Annotated in this window: 15 protein-coding genes; 6 read left to right on the top strand and 9 right to left on the bottom strand. The window is 71.8% G+C overall.

Features of this window, described 5'->3' with window-relative positions; genetic code table 11:
• The first annotated feature begins 32 nt into the window (after positions 1-32).
• Positions 33-263 carry a DUF3073 domain-containing protein gene (locus KIS93_RS29260; RefSeq protein WP_080047438.1) on the top strand — a complete coding sequence of 77 codons (231 nt, stop codon included), beginning with the start codon at positions 33-35 and terminating at the stop codon, positions 261-263.
• A gap of 215 nt (positions 264-478) precedes the next feature.
• Here the strand turns inward: KIS93_RS29260 and purM are convergent, their stop codons facing one another.
• The 4 genes from purM to KIS93_RS29240 form a co-directional block, all read right to left on the bottom strand.
• On the bottom strand, positions 479-1,504 hold the full coding sequence (purM, locus tag KIS93_RS29255; protein ID WP_080044627.1) for a phosphoribosylformylglycinamidine cyclo-ligase: 1,026 nt from the start codon (positions 1,502-1,504) through the stop codon (positions 479-481).
• A complete protein-coding gene (gene purF, locus KIS93_RS29250; protein ID WP_080044628.1) occupies positions 1,501-2,937 on the bottom strand; it encodes an amidophosphoribosyltransferase in 1,437 nt (478 codons plus the stop codon). The genes purM and purF overlap by 4 nt, the downstream gene beginning before the upstream one ends.
• 50 nt (positions 2,938-2,987) lie before the next feature.
• Entirely contained in the window at positions 2,988-3,731 is a 744-nt protein-coding gene (locus KIS93_RS29245) for an SDR family NAD(P)-dependent oxidoreductase (RefSeq protein WP_080044629.1), read from the bottom strand.
• Between the two features lie 87 nt (positions 3,732-3,818).
• A complete protein-coding gene (locus KIS93_RS29240) occupies positions 3,819-4,226 on the bottom strand; it encodes a MarR family winged helix-turn-helix transcriptional regulator (RefSeq protein WP_080044630.1) in 408 nt (135 codons plus the stop codon).
• Between the two features lie 1,072 nt (positions 4,227-5,298).
• Between KIS93_RS29240 and KIS93_RS29235 the strand changes: the two genes are divergently transcribed.
• Positions 5,299-5,973, top strand: coding sequence for a DUF4190 domain-containing protein (locus KIS93_RS29235; protein WP_186404503.1), 675 nt, complete (start codon positions 5,299-5,301; stop codon positions 5,971-5,973).
• Here the strand turns inward: KIS93_RS29235 and KIS93_RS29230 are convergent.
• The gene (locus tag KIS93_RS29230; protein ID WP_418113503.1) at positions 5,970-6,407 is read right to left on the bottom strand and encodes a sterol carrier family protein; all 438 of its coding nucleotides are present in this window, start codon (positions 6,405-6,407) and stop codon (positions 5,970-5,972) included. The two genes, KIS93_RS29235 and KIS93_RS29230, sit on opposite strands and share 4 nt — an antisense overlap.
• Positions 6,408-6,521: 114 nt before the next feature.
• Here KIS93_RS29230 and KIS93_RS29225 point away from each other — a divergent pair, with 114 nt between their 5' ends.
• Positions 6,522-8,594, top strand: coding sequence for a PhoX family protein (locus KIS93_RS29225; RefSeq protein WP_080044635.1), 2,073 nt, complete (start codon positions 6,522-6,524; stop codon positions 8,592-8,594).
• Positions 8,595-8,628: 34 nt separating this feature from the next.
• The gene (locus KIS93_RS29220) at positions 8,629-10,512 is read left to right on the top strand and encodes an ABC transporter ATP-binding protein (RefSeq protein ID WP_080044636.1); all 1,884 of its coding nucleotides are present in this window, start codon (positions 8,629-8,631) and stop codon (positions 10,510-10,512) included.
• Here the strand turns inward: KIS93_RS29220 and KIS93_RS29215 are convergent.
• Complete coding sequence (locus tag KIS93_RS29215) at positions 10,470-11,888, bottom strand: DHA2 family efflux MFS transporter permease subunit (RefSeq protein WP_080044638.1); 1,419 nt, start codon at positions 11,886-11,888, stop codon at positions 10,470-10,472. The two genes, KIS93_RS29220 and KIS93_RS29215, sit on opposite strands and share 43 nt — an antisense overlap.
• A gap of 72 nt (positions 11,889-11,960) precedes the next feature.
• On the opposite strand from KIS93_RS29215, the gene KIS93_RS29210 reads away from it, so the two are divergent.
• Together KIS93_RS29210 and KIS93_RS29205 are read left to right on the top strand one after the other, a co-directional pair.
• Positions 11,961-12,605, top strand: coding sequence for a TetR/AcrR family transcriptional regulator (locus KIS93_RS29210; RefSeq protein ID WP_080044640.1), 645 nt, complete (start codon positions 11,961-11,963; stop codon positions 12,603-12,605).
• A 10-nt stretch (positions 12,606-12,615) separates the two neighbouring features.
• Complete coding sequence (locus KIS93_RS29205) at positions 12,616-13,362, top strand: methylenetetrahydrofolate reductase (RefSeq protein ID WP_080044642.1); 747 nt, start codon at positions 12,616-12,618, stop codon at positions 13,360-13,362.
• On the opposite strand, the gene KIS93_RS29200 is transcribed toward KIS93_RS29205, so the two are convergent.
• From KIS93_RS29200 to KIS93_RS29190, 3 genes are read right to left on the bottom strand one after another with little or no spacing between them, the layout of a single operon-like run.
• The gene (locus tag KIS93_RS29200) at positions 13,323-14,807 is read right to left on the bottom strand and encodes an MFS transporter (RefSeq protein ID WP_080044644.1); all 1,485 of its coding nucleotides are present in this window, start codon (positions 14,805-14,807) and stop codon (positions 13,323-13,325) included. The genes KIS93_RS29205 and KIS93_RS29200 overlap by 40 nt on opposite strands.
• A gap of 55 nt (positions 14,808-14,862) precedes the next feature.
• Complete coding sequence (locus tag KIS93_RS29195; RefSeq protein ID WP_080044646.1) at positions 14,863-15,525, bottom strand: Crp/Fnr family transcriptional regulator; 663 nt, start codon at positions 15,523-15,525, stop codon at positions 14,863-14,865.
• Between the two features lie 33 nt (positions 15,526-15,558).
• Positions 15,559-17,580: an adenylate/guanylate cyclase domain-containing protein gene (locus KIS93_RS29190; protein ID WP_230465746.1), complete on the bottom strand. Its 2,022-nt coding sequence runs from the start codon at positions 17,578-17,580 to the stop codon at positions 15,559-15,561.
• Positions 17,581-17,659 lie beyond the last annotated feature (79 nt).

Genomic DNA, 17,659 nt, shown 5'->3' with positions numbered 1-17,659 from the left:
CGGGGACGACCCCACACGAGGGGGTCGAGCCAATGGGGCGCGGCCGAGCAAAGGCCAAGCAGGTCAAGGTTGCTCGCCAGCTGAAGTACAACAGCGGTGGCACGGATCTTGACCGTCTTCGCGACGAACTCGGGGTCGGAGACTCCAGCCGCAATGACGACGCCGACGACCTCAACGATGAGCTGGCGGATCGCTATGCCGATTACGCCGATGACTATGGCGCCGGAGACGACGACGATGGCCGTACGTCCGGCCGCCGTTAGCCGTTCTCCTGAGTGATGTGGCCGAGGGGCCCGGCGGCGCGCACGCCGGGAGCCTCGCTCACGCTCGTCGGGCCCCACGGGCAACCGTGGGGCTTTCGTCACGTGTGTCGGAAAGTTAGCGGTGGACGCATCACGATCACCTCTGTGATGCGTCCACTTCCGCATGCCCGGGCACGGGTGCGGGCCAGGCGTCGCCTGCGCCTGGCCCGTGGTCGTCAGCGGTAGCGGGCCTGGCCGGTGCCCGGCGCGATCTCGCCCATCACCCAGGCGTCCAGGCCGCGACCGGCCAGCAGCCCGATGGCCGCGTCGGCCGCCTCGGCGGGCAGCACGGCGGCCATGCCGACGCCGAGGTTGAACGTGCGGTCCATGTCGCGCTGCGCGATCTTCCCGTAGGCCGACAGGACGCCGAAGATCGCCGGAGGTGTCCAGGACGAGCGGTCGAGCAGCGCGTCCAGGCCAGGCGGCAGCGAGCGCGCGAGGTTGCTCTCGATCCCGCCGCCGGTGATGTGCGCGTAGGCGTGCACCTCCACCGCCCTGGCCAGCTCCAGGCAGTGCAGCGAGTAGATGCGCGTGGGCTCCAGCAGCTCCTCGCCCAGCGGCCGGCCCAGCTCGGGCAGCACCGCGTCGAGCGACAGGTTGCTCTCCCGCAGCACGTGCCGCACCAGCGAGTAGCCGTTGGAGTGCACCCCCGAGGAGGCCATCGCCAGCACCACGTCGCCGGCGGCCACCCGGTCCGGCCCCAGCATGGCGGACGCCTCCACCACGCCCGTGCCGGCCCCGGCCAGGTCGTACTCGTCGGGGCCCATCGCGCCGGGGTGCTCGGCCGTCTCGCCGCCGACCAGCGCCGCCCCGGCCAGGCGGCAGCCCTCCGCCACGCCGCCGACGATCTCGGCGATGCGCTCGGGCACCACCTTGCCGCAGGCGACGTAGTCGGTCATGAACAGCGGCTCGGCCCCGCAGACCACCAGGTCGTCGAGGACCATGCCGACCAGGTCGATGCCGATCGTGTCGTGCTTGCCGTACTGCTGGGCGATCATGACCTTGGTGCCCACGCCGTCGGTGGAGGTGGCCAGCAGCGGGCGCTGGTACTTCAGCAGGGCCGAGGCGTCGAACAGGCCGGCGAAGCCGCTGGCGTCGTCGACCACCTCGGGCCGCCGCGAGCGCGCGACCTTGTCCTTCATCAGCTCGACGGCGCGCTCACCCGCCTCGATGTCCACCCCTGCGGCCTCGTAAGTGCTCACGCTTTGCTCTCCAACACGAACTTGCCCACGTTGTCCTGGTCGATCGGGATCGGGTACTCGCCCGTGAAGCAGGCGCGGCAGAGCCGGTCGGACGGGATGGTGGTGGCCTCGGTCAGGCCCTCCAAAGAGATGTAGCCGAGAGAGTCGGCCCCGAGCGAGGCGCGGATCTCCTCCACCGACAGCGAGCCCGCGATCAGCTCCGCCCTGGTGGCGAAGTCGATGCCGTAGAAGCACGGCCACTTCACCGGCGGCGACGAGATGCGGACGTGCACCTCGCGCGCCCCCGCCTCGCGCAGCATCTTCACGATCGCCCGCTGGGTGTTGCCGCGCACGATCGAGTCGTCCACGACCACCAGGCGCTTGCCCTCCACGACCTCGCGCAGCGGGTTGAGCTTGAGCCTGATGCCGAGCTGCCGGATGGTCTGCGAGGGCTGGATGAACGTGCGGCCCACGTAGGAGTTCTTCACCAGGCCCTGGCCGTACGGGATGCCGCTCTCCTGGGCGTAACCCACGGCGGCCGGCGTGCCCGACTCGGGCGTGGGGATGACCAGGTCGGCCTCCACCGGGTGCTCGCGGGCCAGCACCCGGCCGACCTCGACCCGGGTGACCTGGACGCCGCGCCCGGCGATGGTGGTGTCGGGGCGGGCGAGGTAGACGTACTCGAACAGGCAGCCCTTCGGCTCCGCCAGCGCGAAGCGGCGGGACCTGACACCCTGCTCGTCGATCGTGAGCAGCTCGCCCGGCTCGACCTCGCGCACGAACGTGGCGCCCACGATGTCGAGGGCCGCCGTCTCGGAGGCCACCACCCAGCCGCGCTCCAGCCGGCCCAGCACCAGCGGGCGGATGCCCTGCGGGTCGCGGGCCGCGTAGAGCGTCTTCTCGTTCATGAAGACCAGCGTGTACGCGCCCTTGACCTGCGGCAGCAGCTCCGCCGCCGCGTCCTCGACCGAGCGGCTGCGATCCTGCGCGAGCAGCGTGGTCAGGACCTCGGTGTCGGTGGTGGCGCGGATGGAGCCCGGAGCCAGGCGCTGGGCCAGCTCCGGGGTGTTGATGAGGTTGCCGTTGTGGGCCAGCGCCAGGCCGCCCACCTCGGTGGAGCTCAGCGTGGGCTGCGCGTTCTCCCAGACGCTGGACCCGGTCGTGGAGTAGCGGCAGTGACCGATCGCCAGGTGGCCGCGCAAGGTGCTGAGCACCGACTCGTCGAAGACCTGGGCGACCAGGCCCATGTCCTTGTAGACGAGAATGCGGCTGCCTTCGCTGACCGCGATGCCCGCGGACTCCTGGCCGCGGTGCTGCAACGCGTACAGCCCGTAGTAGGTGAGTTTGGAAACTTCCTCGCCCGGAGCCCAGACGCCGAAGACACCGCAGGCGTCTTTAGGTGCGCGGTCGTGGGGGTCCAGGTCATGGCCGAGCCGGCCGTCGCCCTTCAGCACATGCCTCAGTTTAGGTTGGCCGCTTCCGTGCTCGCACACCCGGGTGGAAATCAGAGGGCGTGGGCTGACCTGCCCGCATTCGAACCGTCGCGGATGATCTCTCCCGTCACGTTGTGGTTGGCCGCCGAGCCCAGGAAGACGATCAGCGCGGCCATGTCGTCGGCGGTGGAGAGCCGGCGTGACGGCGTGCGGGCCGCGAGCCGGTCGAGCACCTCCTGGGGGAACGCGCGGACGCCGGTGACCGTGAGGCCCGCGACGGCCACGTTCACGAGGATGCCGTCCTTGCCCGCCTCCCAGGCCAGGGCCCTGGCCATGCCGTGCAGGGCCATCTTCGCGGTGCCGTACGGGCCGGGGCCCGGCACGCCCTCCTCGGCGATGCCGGACGAGACGAGCACGATCCGGCCCCACTGCCTGCGCCGCATCTCCGGCAGCACCGCCTGGATGAGCAGGGCGTTGCCGGCCACGTTGGCGTGCAGCGCCGCGGACCACTCGGCGGCCGGCACGTCCTCGAACGCCATGCTGCCCGGCTGGACCGTGCCCCAGCGGACGGCGTTCGCGACGAGGGCGTCCACCGGGCCGGTCTGCGCCACGGCGGGCGCGATCGTGCTGTGGTCCTCCAGGTCGAGATGGACGGCCGCGCCGCGGACGCCCTCCTTCTCGACGCGCCTGACGATCTCGGCGGCGCGGTCGGCGCCCTGGTTGTAGGTGATCGTGACGTCCGCGCCCGTTCTGGCGTAGGCGAGGGCGGTGGCGGCGCCGATACCGGACGAGCCGCCGGTGACGAGTACATGCATGGAAAGTCTCCTTGGAATTAGCCGACTAATTAGCCAGCTAAGTGGGAGAGGTGCTTGCGTGGCAAGGGTGTTTCGCCAGGGGTGAACTCAGCTCTGCCCGACGCGGAGGAGCTTGGCCAGCAACTCGCGCTCCTCCTGGGTGAAGCCGCGCTGGAGGTCCGCGTCGAGCTCGCGCCAGATCGCCTCCACCGGCTCGCGCAGGGCCTTGCCCGCGTCGGTCAGGTACACGCGGCCGATCCGTGGCCGGTCGGGGTCGGGGGCGCGGTAGACGAAGCCCACGCGCTCCAGGCGTTGCAGGGTCTTCGTGACGGTCGGCGGCTCGACGCCCAGCCGGGCGATCAGCTCGCCCTGCGTGAGGCCGTCCTCGCGCCACAGCTGGTTGAGCAGCAGCTCCTGGCCCACGTGCAGGCCCAGCGGGATCAGCGCGGCGGCGAGCTGGTTGCGGTGGGCCTTCATGAGCTTGATGAGCGCGTACGTCAAGGTCTCGTCCAGCATGCACTCATCTTGCCTCCCGCCTGGTGCTTTGGCGCATGGTGACCCAAGGATGAGCGGCCTCTTACCGTGTCGCGTGGTTTAGCCGACGGCTTCCGCGAAAGGGTGAAGTATCCGGCATGCAGACCCTCGGGAGACGCAGACGTGACCACACCTGAGGACCCGAACGAGCCCCGCGAGAACCCGAACGAGCCTCGCGAAGGACGGCGCCCGGGCGAGGACCGCCCCCAGGATGGCCGCTCCCAGGAGGACCGCCCCGAGGAGGGCCGCTCCCCAGAGGACCGCCCCCAGGCGGGCCGGCCCGAGAGCGCGCCGCCGCAGCACGAGCCCGAGTGGTGGAGCGAGGGCACGCTGCCGGAGGACGAGCGGCCGCCCGCGCTCCGGCCCTACGAGCCTTACGCGGGCGGGCCGACCGGCGGGGACGAGACGCCCGAGGAGTGGTCCTCCGGCGGCCCTCCGGGCGCCGGCCCCACGGCGGCGCCGCCGTACCGGAGCCCGAGCCCACGCCCCCACCCGGACCTACGCCCGCGCCTCAGCCTGGGCCTGAGCCTTCGCGGGAGCCGGGGGATGAGCCGATCGCGCCCGTTCCGCCTGTGGTGCCGCGGCCCGACGTGCCGCCGACGCACGAGCCGAGGCCGGCCGGCGAGCCGTCCCATCCCGACCTGCCGACCTCGCCGGAGACGCCGCAGCCCACCGGGAGCGACGCCGAGGCGACCCAGGTGTACCCGATCCCCGGCGCCACCCCGTCCTATCCGGGCTGGGGCGGGCAGCCGCAGGAGGAGCCGCCCGCCAGGCAGGCGCCCTCCCGCTACGAGCAGAGCGACCAGCCGGAGCAGCCGCACTTCGCACCGCCGCCCGGGGCGGGCACGCCGGCGGGGGAGAGCCCTCCGCCCTGGCAGCAGCCGCCCTCGACCGGAGAGAGCGCCTCGTCCGGGGAGAGCGCCGCGCCGTGGCAGCAGCCGCCCTCGTCCGGGGAGGGCGCCGCGCCCTGGCAAGCGGCCTCGACCGGGGAGGGCGCCTCGTTCGCGCAGGGCGGGCCGTCCGGTGGGAGCGCGGGCGGGTCGTCCGAGGAGGGGTGGCGCCCTGGGAGAGCACGCCGCCCGGAGGGACGCGGATCCCCGGAGCGGGCACGGTGCCGCAGGGCGGCCAGGCGGGCGCGCCCGGGGGTGGGCCCACGGAAGGGCAGGAGCCGGATCCGTCGGTGCCGGGCACGACGCCCTCCAGCCCGTACGGCGGCCCGCCCGGCTATCCACCACCTCCGCCCCCGGGAGCCCCGTACGGCGCCCCGCCCGGCCAGTACGGCCAGCTCGGCCAGCCGGGAGAGCACGGCGGCGCGTACGGCCAGCCCCAGTACGGCGGCCAGCCCGGCGGCCAGTACGGCGGCGAGTACGGCGGCCAGTCCGGCGGCCAGTACGGGCAGTACGGTCAGTACGAGCAGGCGAAGCCGGGCAGCGGCCTGGCCACGGCCTCGCTGGTGCTGGGCGTGGCCAGCCCTTTCCTGGTGTTCGTCTGCTTCACGGGCCTGATCACCGCGATCCTGTCGATCGTGTTCGGCTGGGTGGCGCTGGTGAAGCGGGCGGGCAAGGGCCGCGCCATCGCCGGCATCGTGATCAGTGTCCTGTCGCTGATCCTGTTCGCGATCGTGGCGATCTGGTTCTGGAACGTGGTGCAGGAGTGCGCGCACCTGCCGGGCCAGCTGGCGGATCGCTGTTTCGAGAGCAAGTTCCCCTGGATGAGCGGCACCCGCTAAAGCGGCAAATATCCGGACAAGTCGGCTCGGGCGCCGCTCGCTGACACGGCTCCTTTGGCCATGGCCTCGTCCCAGGTCAGCCGCCCGAGCGCGAGCTCGATCCACGTCCGCCCGTCCATCTCGACCACGTTCGGCGGCGTGCCGCGCGTGTGCCGCGGCCCCTCGATGGCCTGCACGGCCGCATACGGCGGCACCCGCACCTCGACGGTGCGCCCGGGCGCCGCGCTCGCCAGCTTGTCCAGCAGGTGACGAACGGCCATCCGCCCGGCGTCGCGCTCGGGCTGGAGCCCGCGCTCGTAGGCGGCCAGCACGGCGGCCACGAGCGCGTCGGGCAGCGCGGCGGCGGGCCCGTCGTAGGCGGGCTCGTCGAGCGCGACGAGCTGCCCGTCGAGGGCCGCTCTCAGCTTCTCCTGATCCATTTTGCGTGGTGGCACCCGGCCATTGTCTCGCGGGAAGCGTTCATCGAGACGGAGGTCGTCGTTCACCTGAGGTTTCGACGGCGACCGTAGCCTCCCGGCGGTACAACCGCGCACTTATCTGGAGGACCTGTGGCGAACCCCAACGCGGGGCGGCGGCTGCTGCCGTTGCTTTCCACCCCGCACAAAGGTGGCCGATCCGCGCTGACCTGTCAGTTCCGCTGCGGCAACGCGTGCGCGCATGACGTGGCCAACACCACCGGCAACGCCTACTTCGGCGACGTGGTGAAGGAGGCGCTGTCGCGGCGCGGCGTGCTGCGCGCCGGCGCGCTAGGCGCCGTCGTGGTGGGTGCGGGCGTGGCGGGGGCCGTGCCGGCGCTGGCCGACGAGCCCGGGGTGAGCGCCGCCGGGCACGGGTGGAGCGGCGGCGGCAGTGACATCAGGTTCACCGCCGTGCGGCCGAACAAGGACGACAAGCTCACCATCCCGGACGGTTACCAGTCCTCCGTGGTCGTGCGGTGGGGTGACCCGGTGCTGCCGGACGCGCCGGCGTTCGACTTCGACAACCAGACCGCCGACGCCCAGAGCAAGCAGTTCGGCTACAACTGCGACTACGTGACGGTCTTCCCGATGGGCCGGGACCGGGCGCTGATGTGGGTCAACCACGAGTACACCGACGAGAGCCTGATGTTCCGCGGTTACACCGGTGGCGCGGCGGCGACCGAGGAGCAGATCAGGATCGGGCTGGCCGCGCACGGCGGGTCGGTCGTGGAGATCGAGCGGGCGGGCAGGACCGGCGAGTGGAAGCTGGTCACCAAGGGCCGCCGCCGCTACAACCGCCGCATCACCGCGCAGACGCCGATGCGGTTCTCCGGCCCCGCCGCCGGCAGCGACCTGCTGAAGACGGCCGCCGACCCCAAGGGCACGACGCCCGTCGGCATGCTGAACAACTGCTCGGGCGGCACCACCCCGTGGGGCACGGTGCTGACCACCGAGGAGAACTTCAACCAGTACTTCGTCAACGCCGACAAGGTGCCCGCGGCGCAGCAGCCGTACATCTCGCGCTACTCGATCACCACCGGCACCCCGTCGTCGAGCCGCCGCTTCGACCGCGTCGAGGAGCGCTTCGACCTGGCCAAGCACCCGAACGAGGTCAACAGGTTCGGGTGGATCGTGGAGATCGACCCGTTCGACCCCGACTCGACGCCGGTCAAGCGCACCGCGCTCGGCCGCTTCGCGCACGAGGCCGCCACCACGACGCTGGCCCGCGACGGTCGCCTGGTCGTCTACATGGGTGACGACGGCCGCTTCGAGTACATCTACAAGTTCGTCTCGAAGAACCGCTACATCCCGGGATTCGACCGGCACAACCGGGCGCTGCTGGACGAGGGCACCCTGTACGTGGCCAAGTTCACCGGCGACAGCCCGGCGAGCGAGATCGACGGCTCCGGCAAGCTGCCCTCCGACGGCCTGTTCGACGGCTCGGGCGAGTGGATCCCGCTGGTGTCGGGCGACAGGTCGTACGTGGACGGCATGTCCGCCCAGGAGGTGCTGGTCTACACCCGTACGGCCGCCGACAAGGTGGGCGCGACGAAGATGGACCGTCCCGAGGACATCGAGCGCAACCCGGTCACCGGCGGCGTCTACGTGGCGCTGACCAACAACAGCAACCGCACGGCGGCCCAGGTGGACGAGGCCAACCCGCGCCCGTCGAACAAGCACGGCCACGTGCTGGAGATCGTGGAGCGGCGCAACGACGCGGGCGGCCGGACGTTCGCCTGGTCGCTCCCGCTGGTCTGCGGTGACCCGAACGACGCCTCCACGTACTTCGCCGGCTTCGACAAGACCAAGGTCTCGCCGATCTCCTGCCCGGACAACGTGACGTTCGACAAGGACGGCAACCTCTGGATCTCCACGGACGGCAACGCGCTGGGCATGAACGACGGCCTGTTCGTGATGCCGGTCAAGGGCAGGGAGCGGGGCTACGTGCGCCAGTTCCTGACCGTGCCGGTCGGCGCGGAGACCTGCGGCCCGCTCGTCTCGGACGACCAGCGCAGCGTGTTCGTGGCGGTGCAGCACCCGGGCGAGACGGACGGCGCGAGCCCGGACGCCCCGAGCAGCCGCTGGCCCGACGGCGAGGGCAGCCAGCCGCGCCCGTCGGTGGCCGTGGTCTGGCACGCGCAGGGCAAGAAGATCGGGGCTTGACCTCGACTTAACTTGAGGTCGTAGCGTCCATGCCATGAGCATGGAAGTGACGGCCTGGCACCAGCTGTACTCGATGAACAACCGGCCCGAGCGTCGCTCTGTCTCCAGGGCGACGCTCCGGCGTATCGGCGCGTTCGCGCGCCCGCACCGCCGCAAGCTGACGCTGTTCCTGCTGCTGAGCGTGGTGACGGCGGGCCTGGCGGTGGGGGCGCCGCTGCTGGCGGGCCGGGTGGTGGACGCCATCTTCTCCGGCGAGCCGCTCGGCGTGGTCGTCACGGTGGCGCTGGCGATCGCGGGCCTGGCGATCGCGGAGGCGGGCCTCGGCCTGGTGAACCGGTGGTTGTCGGCGAGCCTGGGCGAGGACCTCATCCTCGATCTGCGTACGGCCGTCTTCGACCACGTGCAGCGGATGCCGGTCGCGTTCTTCATGCGCACCCGCACCGGCGCCCTGGTCAGCCGGCTGAACAACGACGTGATCGGCGCGCAGCGGGCCTTCACCGACACGCTGTCCGGCGTGGCGGGCAACATCGTGACGCTGGCGCTGACGCTCGTCGCGATGGTCGGCATCTCCTGGCAGATCACGCTGCTGGCGCTGCTGCTCCTGCCCGTGTTCGTGCTGCCGGCCCGGCGGATGGGCACCAGGATCGCCCGGCTGCGGCGCGAGGCGGCCGACCACAACGCGGCCATGGGCACCCAGATGACCGAGCGGTTCTCGGCGCCGGGCGCGACGCTGGTCAAGCTGTTCGGCCGGCCGGCGCACGAGTCGGCCGAGTTCGCCCGCCGGGCCCGCCGCGTCCGCGACATCGGGGTGCGCTCGGCCATGACGCAGTCGGCGTTCGTCACCGCGCTGACGCTGGTCTCGGCCCTGGCGCTGGCCCTGGTGTACGGGCTCGGCGGCTTCTACGCCCTGGCCGGGCAGCTCGCGCCCGGCGCGCTGGTGTCGATGGCCATGCTGCTGACCCGCCTGTACGCGCCCCTGACCGCGCTGGCCAGCGCCCGCGTGGACGTGATGAGCGCGGTCGTCAGCTTCGAGCGCGTCTTCGAGGTGCTCGACCTCAAGCCGCTCATCCAGGACAAGCCGGACGCCCGGGAGGTGCCGGAGGGCCCGGTGTCGGTCGAGTTCGACGACGTGCGCTTCGCCTACCCGTCGGCCGACAAGGTCTCGCTGGCCTCGCTGGAGGAGGTCGCCACGCTCGACACGCGCGGCGGCGTCGAGGTGCTGCACGGCGTCTCGTTCCGGGCCGAGCCGGGGCAGATGGTGGCGCTGGTGGGCTCGTCCGGGGCGGGCAAGTCCACGATCGCGCAGCTCCTGCCCCGCCTGTACGACGTCGACTCCGGCGCCGTCCGGCTGGGCGGCGTGGACGTGCGCGACCTGAGCGCGGACAGCATCCGCGACACGCTCGGCATGGTCACCCAGGACGGCCACCTCTTCCACGACACGATCCGCGCCAACCTGCTGCTGGCCAGGCCGGAGGCGGACGAGGCGGAGATCTGGGACGCGCTCACCCGCGCCCGCCTGGCCGACCTCATCAGGTCGCTGCCCGACGGGCTGGACACGATGGTGGGCGAGCGCGGTTACCGGCTGTCGGGCGGCGAGCGCCAGCGGCTGACGATCGCCCGCCTCCTGCTGGCCAGGCCGCGCGTGGTCATCCTGGACGAGGCCACCGCGGCGCTCGACTCGACCTCGGAGGCGGCCGTGCAGGCGGCGCTGGGGGAGGCGCTGGAAGGCAGGACCGCCGTGGTGATCGCGCACCGGCTGTCCACCGTCCGCGCCGCCGACCTGATCCTGGTGATCGAGGACGGCCGGATCGTCGAGCGCGGCACGCACGCGCAGCTGCTCGCCGCCGGGGGCCGCTACGAGGAGCTGTACCGCACTCAGTTCGAGGACCCGACGGTCTCCGGGGTGGCGGCGGCCTGAGGCTCCTCGGGCGGGGCCGGCTGGGGGCGCAGCGACCAGAGCGCGACCGGGATCGCCGCCAGCACCACGACCGCCGCGACGACCAGCGTGAACCGGTAGCCGTCGAGGAAGGCGGGCAGCGGCGGCAGGCCGCTCGCGTTCTGCGTGGCGGTCAGCAGCGCCCCCAGCACGGTGATGCCGAGCAGCCCGAACACCTCGCGGGAGACGTTGAGGACGCCCGAGGCCACGCCTGAGCGGCCCTTGGGCATGCCGTTGAGGACGGCGGCGGTCAGGGGGACGAGCAGGCCGCCGCCGAGGCCGTACAGGATGAACCAGGGGGCGACGTCGGCGAAGTCGCCGTCGGCGCCGACGCGGGAGAGCAGGAAGATCGCGCTGCCCATGAGCGCCATGCCGAGCGCGACCGTGCGGCCGATGCCGAGCCGCGCGCTGACCTGCTGCGACAGCAGCGCGACGACGCCCATGACCAGGGCCATCGGCACGAACGAGGCGCCGGCCTGGGTGGGGCTGAAGCCGAGCACGTTCTGCAGCCACAGGGCGCTGAAGAAGTAGATGCCGAACACGCCGAACGACCAGATGCCGCTGGTCAGCATGCCGCCGGTGAAGACGCGCGAGCGGAACAGGGAGATCGCGATCATCGGCTCGGCCGCGCGCGACTCGACCGCCACGAACCCGGCGACGGCCGCCGCGAACCCGCCGAACGCGGCCAGGATGGGCGCCGAGGTCCAGCCGAGCGTCTCGCCCTCGATGAGCGCGAACGTCAGCGCGAACAGCGCGAGCGCCGACAGGGTCAGGCCGGGCAGGTCGAGGCTGTGGCGCACCCGCCGGGCGGCGGCGGGCAGGGCCCGGATCGCGATGCCGGCCGTGACGAGCCCGAGCGGGACGTTGATCAGGTAGATCCAGCCCCAGTGCAGGTGCTCGCTGATGAAGCCGCCCAGGGCAGGCCCGAGCGCCATGGACAACGCGCCGGCGCTGCTCCAGATGCCCACGGCCCGGCCGCGCTCGGCGGGGTCGGGGAAGATCTGGCCGATCAACGCGAGCGTGGTGGGCGTCAGCAACGCGGCGCCGACGCCCTGCGCGGCGCGCGCGGCGATGAGCGCCCCGCCCGAGGTGGCCAGCCCGGCCGCGAGCGAGGCCACGGTGAAGACGGCCAGCCCGCCGAGAAAGACCCGGCGGGCGCCGAGCACGTCGGCGAGCCGCCCGCCGACCAGCATGAGGCCGGCGAAGACCAGGATGTACGAGCTCACGATCCACTCCAGGCCGGAGATCGTCAGCCCCAGCTCCCGCTGGATCGTCGGCAAGGCGACATTTCCCACGTTGTTATCGAGATAGGTCATGAACGTGCCCAAGGTCACGGCGACCAGTGCCCACCACCGCATGGCGGTTCCTCCTATACAGCGTACTTGTACGCCGTATAGTTCAACTTGTACGGCGTATAGTTGTCAACCGTGATGGGAAAACTGACCGCTCAGGCGATCGCGGAGCGCGCCCTGGAGATCGGCGACACCGAGGGCATCGACGCCGTGACCATCCGCCGCCTGGCGACCGACCTCGGCGTCACCCCGATGGCCCTCTACTGGCACTTCAAGAACAAGGAACAACTGCTCGTCGGCATGGCCGACCACCTCATCGGCGGCTTCGCCCCCAAGCCCGCCGACGACCGCCCCTGGCAGGCCCAGCTCCGCGACCTCACCGAAGGTCTGATCAGGGCGCTGCGCACGCACCCCTGCGCCAAGAACGTGCTGGAGCAGATCGACCCCGTCGCCGTGCCGAACTTCCTGGCCGTCTGGAACCACGCGCTCGGGCTGGCCCGCGCCGCCGGGTTCGGCGTGGACGAGAGCTGCCTGATCACCAAGTACCTGCTGCAGAGCGCCATCGCCATCGCCGACGCCCCCGTCCACGGGCAGGCCGAGCCCGACCGCGAGGCCCGCGTCAGGGCCAAGATGGTCGGGCTGCAGTCACTGCCCGTGGAGACGTACCCGTACCTGGTGGAGATGGCCCGCCCGCTGGTGGGAGGCACGGACCCGGTGCTGTACGACACGTTCGGGGTCGATCTGGTGCTGGGCGGCATCGAGGCGCTCGCCGGCCGGCGTTAGAGTCCAGACCATGCCCTTCGAGCCGATCTGCGAGATCGAACCCCCCACCAAGCCCGATCTGAAGCACGTACGGCACCAGATCGGCACCCTCAGCAAGATCGCCCACGCGTTCCTCATCCCCGACAACCACATCGGCCGCGCCACCGTCTCCAGCGTGGCCGTCGCCCACGAGGTCGAGGCGATGGGCGGGCGCGGCATCGCCTGCCTCAACTCGCGCGACCGCAACCTGCTCGGCTTCCGGCGCGACCTGCTGACGGCGGCGGCGTACGGGGTCGACCAGTTCCTGTTCGTCTACGGCGACAAGCCCACGAGCGGCAACCGGACCGGCGACCTGAACGTGCGCTCCATGATCGAGGAGGCGCGGGCCTTCTCAGCCGACTTCCGCGTGGGGGCCGCCGCCGGGCTGCGCCCGCTGCCCGCGTGGAAGCGCACGGCCGACTTCCTGTTCTCCCAGGTCAGCTTCTCGGTGGAGCAGCAGCTGCGCTGGCGCGAGGCGCACCCGGTCGACGTGCCCGTCTACGCCGGTGTCATGGTGCTGGCCAGCGAGCGGCACGCCCGCACCCTGGCCGCCGCCATCCCCGACATCGCGCTGCCGGAGGAGCTGATCGCGAGGGTGGCCGCCGACCGCATGGCGGGCGTGGAGGCGGCCTGCGAGCAGGTCCTCGCCCTGCGCGACAGCGGCGCCTTCGCCGGCGTCCACCTGGTGCCGGTCGCCCGCTACCGCGACGTCGAGTCCCGCCTGGCGGGCGCACTCTGAGGCGCGCTCTGAGGCTGGCGGGCCAGGGCCGCCAGCACGGCGCCGATGAGGGCGACCCCGAACAGCACCGCGTACGCCCGCTGGAACCCGTCCATGAGCTGGCCCACCGCCACCGGTGACAGCGTGGACAGGGTTCCGGCGTACACCTGGGCCCGCACCTGCGGCCCCACCGAGGCGGTCAGGACGCTGAGCGACAGGCCGACGCTGATGACGATGCCGACGTTCATCACCATGACGCGGAAGCCGTTGACCACCCCCAGGCTGCCGGCCGGCAGCGCCCGCATGACCTGGGTGGTGTTGCCGGTCAGGAACGTGCCGCTGCCGCAGCCGGCCACGAACAGGCCGATCCCGATCACCCAGTACGGCGTGCCGGGGTCGGCCGTGAGCATCAGGGTGCCGAGCCCGGCCGCGCTCATCACCGCGCCGCCGATCGACAGCGCGTACGGCGAGATGCGCTGCCCCAGCAGGCCCACGATCGGCGAGGCCAGCCCGATCCCGACCGGCACGGGCAGCACGCTCAGCCCGGCCGTGAAGGCGTCCACGCCCCGGGCGGCCTGGAAGTACAGCGCCACGACGAGGATCAGCGCGGAGCGGGCGAGGGCGTTGCAGAACGAGGCGAGGTTTGCGCAGGTCAGCAGCCGCCCGCCGAACAGCCGCAGGTCCAGCACGGGGTTCGGGGCGCGCCGCTCGGCCAGCACGATCAGCGGCACCAGCACCACGAACAGGCCCGCCCCGGCCAGCACGACCGGGCTGGTAGGTCCGCTGGAGCCGGCCGTGGACAGCGCCAGCAGCAGCGCCGACAGCGCCGCGAACACCAGCACGTTGCCCAGCGCGTCCACCGGCTCCTTGGGCCGCCTGGGCATCTTGCGTAAGATCGCCGCGCCGACGCCGAGCGCGAGCAGGCCGGCGGGCACGTTCACCCAGAAGATCCACTGCCAGCCGGCGGTCTCCGCGATCAGGCCGCCGAGCGTGGGCCCGGCGAGCTGGGCCACCGACAGCGTGCCGATGTAGACGCCCATGCCCTGGCTGAGCCGTTCGGGCGGGAACGCGTCGGTGATGATCACGGTGCCGTTCGCGAGGATCATGGCGGCGCCGATCGCCTGCAGCACCCGCATCGCGATCAGGAACCACACGCCCGGCGACAACCCGGCCAGCAGCGAGGCCACGGTGAACAGCGCGAACCCCGCGAGGTACACCTCCCGCCTGCCGAGCAGGTCGGCCACCCGGCCGAACAGCACCAGGCTCGCGGTGTTGACCAGCAGGAACGACAGCAGGATCCAGCCCGACTCCAGCGCGTCGGCGCGGAAGTGCCGCACGACCGTCGGCAGCGCGACGTTGAGCGTGCTGCCGGCGATGCCGATGAGGACGAGGCCCAGGCTGGTGACCGCGCACACCCGCCAGGCGTAGCGCATGCGTGTGCCGTCTTGGGGGGTGACCGCGACCATGCCCTCCACTATGACGTACGACGTACGTCCGGTTTGGTGCCAGGGGCCCCGAACGTCACCTGGCGCGCTTGCGCAACCCTTCGAGGTCGTGGATCACCACGCGCCGCCGGCCCGTCTCGATCAGGCCCCGGTCGCGCAGGGTGCGGAGCGCCTTGCTGACCGCCTCCCGGGAGGCGCCGGTCCAGCCGGCCAGCTCGTCCTGTGACAGGGGCAGCGCCACCCGGACGCCGCTGTTGGTCTTCTCGCCGTACCGGTCGGCCAGCTCCAGCAGCCGCGTCGCCACCCGCCCGGTGGTGTCGAAGGCGCCGTACTCGATGCGCTTGCGGTCGGAGTCGCGCAGCTTGCCGCTGATGAGCCGCATGAGCAGGACGGCGATGCGCCCGTGGGACTCCAGGAACGAGATGAAGTCGCGCACCACGATCCCGGAGATCGGCTCCAGCGCGGTCACGGTCGTCGAGCGGGGCGAGCCGTCGATGGCCGACAGCTCGCCGAGCAGCGCGCCGGGGCCGCGGACGGCCAGCACCACCTCGGTGCCGCTGCTGGTGTGCGAGGAGCACTTGACCCGGCCATCCAGCAGCACGAGCACCCAGTCGGACGTGTCGCCCTCGGTCATGATGGTCGTGCCCCGGTCCCAGCGCCGCAGCCGCCCGGCCGAGCGCAGATCCTCGACCTCCTCGGCCGTGAGCATGGTGAGGAACTCTCCGGGCTCTGCATCCATGCGCCCGATTATGTCGGCACACGAACCGACTTACTACGCCAATCCCTCAAGAACGTAGGCCGTGACGAGCTCCTCCTTGCCCTTGAGGTTGAGCGCACCCAGCGACTTCACCTTCACGCCATCGCCCAGTTGCCGGTAGGTGGTCTCGCCGATCACCACCGTGCCCGGCTCGGCCAGGGCCTGGAGCCGGGCGGCTACGTTCACGGCGTCGCCCATGGCGTTGAAGCCGCGCAGCTCGGGGCTGCCGATGTTGCCGACCAGCGCGGGCCCCGTGTTGACGCCCACCCGGAACGTCGGCCACTCCACCGTGTCGACCTTCCAGGCCATCTCCTCGGCGATCTCGGCGGCGGCCTGCTGCATCTGCAGCGCCGCCCGGCACGCCTGGCGCGCGTGCCCCGTCTGCGTCGCCGGCGCGTTGAACAGCGCCAGCAGCGCGTCACCCACGAACTGCACGATCGTGCCGCCGTTGTTGAGGATGCAGGGGACGGCGGCCGTGTGGTAGCGGTTGAGCATCTCGACGATCTCGCCCGGCGTCACCTTCTCCGAGAACGTGGTGAAGCCCTTGAGGTCGGCGAACAACGCCGTCAGCTCCTTGAGCTGGCCGCCCAGCTCCGCCTGCGCCGGGTCGGCGAGCAGCGCGTGCGCCACGTCCGGCGACATGTACTGGTGGAAGAGCGTGTGCAGCTCCTGGTAGAGGCGGGCGTTCTCCAGCGAGATCGACAGCTGCCCGGCCAGCGTGGCGGCCAGCGCCTCGTCCTGGCTGGTGCGCCCGACCGGCACCTCCAGCACGCCCGCCAGGTTGCCCTTGACGGTCAGGGGGAAGGCCAGGAGCTGGTCGCGCCGGATCGGGTTGCCGTCGGTGAACGCGTAGTCGCGCGAGCCGATCTGCGTGCGCCCCTCGGACACCAGGGCGATCTTCACATCCCCGTACGCCTGCCGCACCCGCTCCAGCGACACCGTCAGCAGCTCGTTCTCCGGCAGCCCGACCTTGGTCTGCGCGCTCACCGCCACCAGCGCGGCCAGCCGCTCCGACAGCTCCCGCTCGTTGGCCAGCGCCTCGCCCGCCCGGTCGAGCACCGCCGCTTGGCCCTCGTTGAGCCGGAACTTGCCCGACAACCGGGCCGCCGCCAGCGGCTCGCCCCGGCGTACGTGCTCGACCAGCTCCTCCAGCGCCTCGTCGTAGTCGCGTTGGATGCGCCGCACGGTCGCCGCGAGCGCCACCGAGTCGAACAGGCCCGCGCTCGACCCCTCCCGCCTGAACTGCAGGTAGGAGCTGTAGGCGACGAAGACGAAGGCGAGCGTGAGCAGGATGTGCCACTCCCACCACGACAGGTGCCAGTTGAGCTGCGACATGCCCGCGACCATCGACTCGGCCAGCAGCGCGTACGCGGTGATCAGGCTGATCAGCATGGCCGCCGGGCGCCGCCGGTGCAGCAGGAACATCATGACGCTGGCCGCCGCGTACAGCAGCAGGCCGGGCACCGACGCCCACATCAGCCAGTCCATCGGCGAGACCATGGGCGGCTCGCTGAGCGGCGTCAGGCCGGGCACCAGCGACACGACGCCCCAGAGCGCCATGAACCCGAGCAGCGCCCCCCTGATGAAGTGTTGCGCCCCGAGCACCGCCGCGGCCGCCTTCTCCTGGAGCGGCAGCGCCGAGACGAACGCGAACGCCGCGGCGATCGACAGCCCCACCTGCTGGCCGATGTCGAACCCGACCGAGCCGGTGGGCAGGATCACCTTCGGCGTGGCCAGCCCGTGCAGGAAGAAGAACCCGGCGCTGCTCAGGAAGACCATGGAGACGAGGAAGAGGCGGGCGTCCTGCCGCCGCCTGGAGGCCTCGCTGATGAGGACGCCGAGCACCACGTTCACGCCGGCCACCAGGAGGATCAGCCAGAAGTGGCTGGCGTTGTGCTGCCAGAAGATGTTGATGTGCGGCTGGGCCAGCAGGAGCCAGAGGCCGAGCAGGGGCAGGATCAGGTGGATGGCCCAGACCACGCCGCGTACGGGCTGGGTGGCCGGGGGGAGGTAGGGCGTGGGGCCGCGCGTTGGCACAGACCGATTATCCACGGGAGATCGGTGTCGCCAATGCGTCCTTTTACTCACCCGAGTCGGAGACAGTCCGTCAATCTGG

The sequence above is a fragment of the [Actinomadura] parvosata subsp. kistnae genome, from assembly GCF_900323885.1.
Classification (GTDB): domain Bacteria; phylum Actinomycetota; class Actinomycetes; order Streptosporangiales; family Streptosporangiaceae; genus Nonomuraea; species Nonomuraea composti.
Note: the sequence above shows the minus strand (reverse complement) of the source record. Positions and strands in the feature narration are given on the sequence as shown.

Excerpts from the sequence above, each read along its gene's own strand:
- KIS93_RS29260 (WP_080047438.1), top strand. The coding sequence starts at position 33 with ATGGGGCGCGGCCGAGCAAAGGCCAAGCAGGTCAAGGTTGCTCGCCAG.
- KIS93_RS29245 (WP_080044629.1), bottom strand. The coding sequence starts at position 3,731 with ATGCATGTACTCGTCACCGGCGGCTCGTCCGGTATCGGCGCCGCCACC.
- KIS93_RS29240 (WP_080044630.1), bottom strand. The coding sequence starts at position 4,226 with ATGCTGGACGAGACCTTGACGTACGCGCTCATCAAGCTCATGAAGGCC.
- KIS93_RS29220 (WP_080044636.1), top strand. The coding sequence starts at position 8,629 with ATGAGCATGGAAGTGACGGCCTGGCACCAGCTGTACTCGATGAACAAC.
- KIS93_RS29215 (WP_080044638.1), bottom strand. The coding sequence starts at position 11,888 with ATGCGGTGGTGGGCACTGGTCGCCGTGACCTTGGGCACGTTCATGACC.
- KIS93_RS29210 (WP_080044640.1), top strand. The coding sequence starts at position 11,961 with ATGGGAAAACTGACCGCTCAGGCGATCGCGGAGCGCGCCCTGGAGATC.
- KIS93_RS29205 (WP_080044642.1), top strand. The coding sequence starts at position 12,616 with ATGCCCTTCGAGCCGATCTGCGAGATCGAACCCCCCACCAAGCCCGAT.
- KIS93_RS29200 (WP_080044644.1), bottom strand. The coding sequence starts at position 14,807 with ATGGTCGCGGTCACCCCCCAAGACGGCACACGCATGCGCTACGCCTGG.
- KIS93_RS29195 (WP_080044646.1), bottom strand. The coding sequence starts at position 15,525 with ATGGATGCAGAGCCCGGAGAGTTCCTCACCATGCTCACGGCCGAGGAG.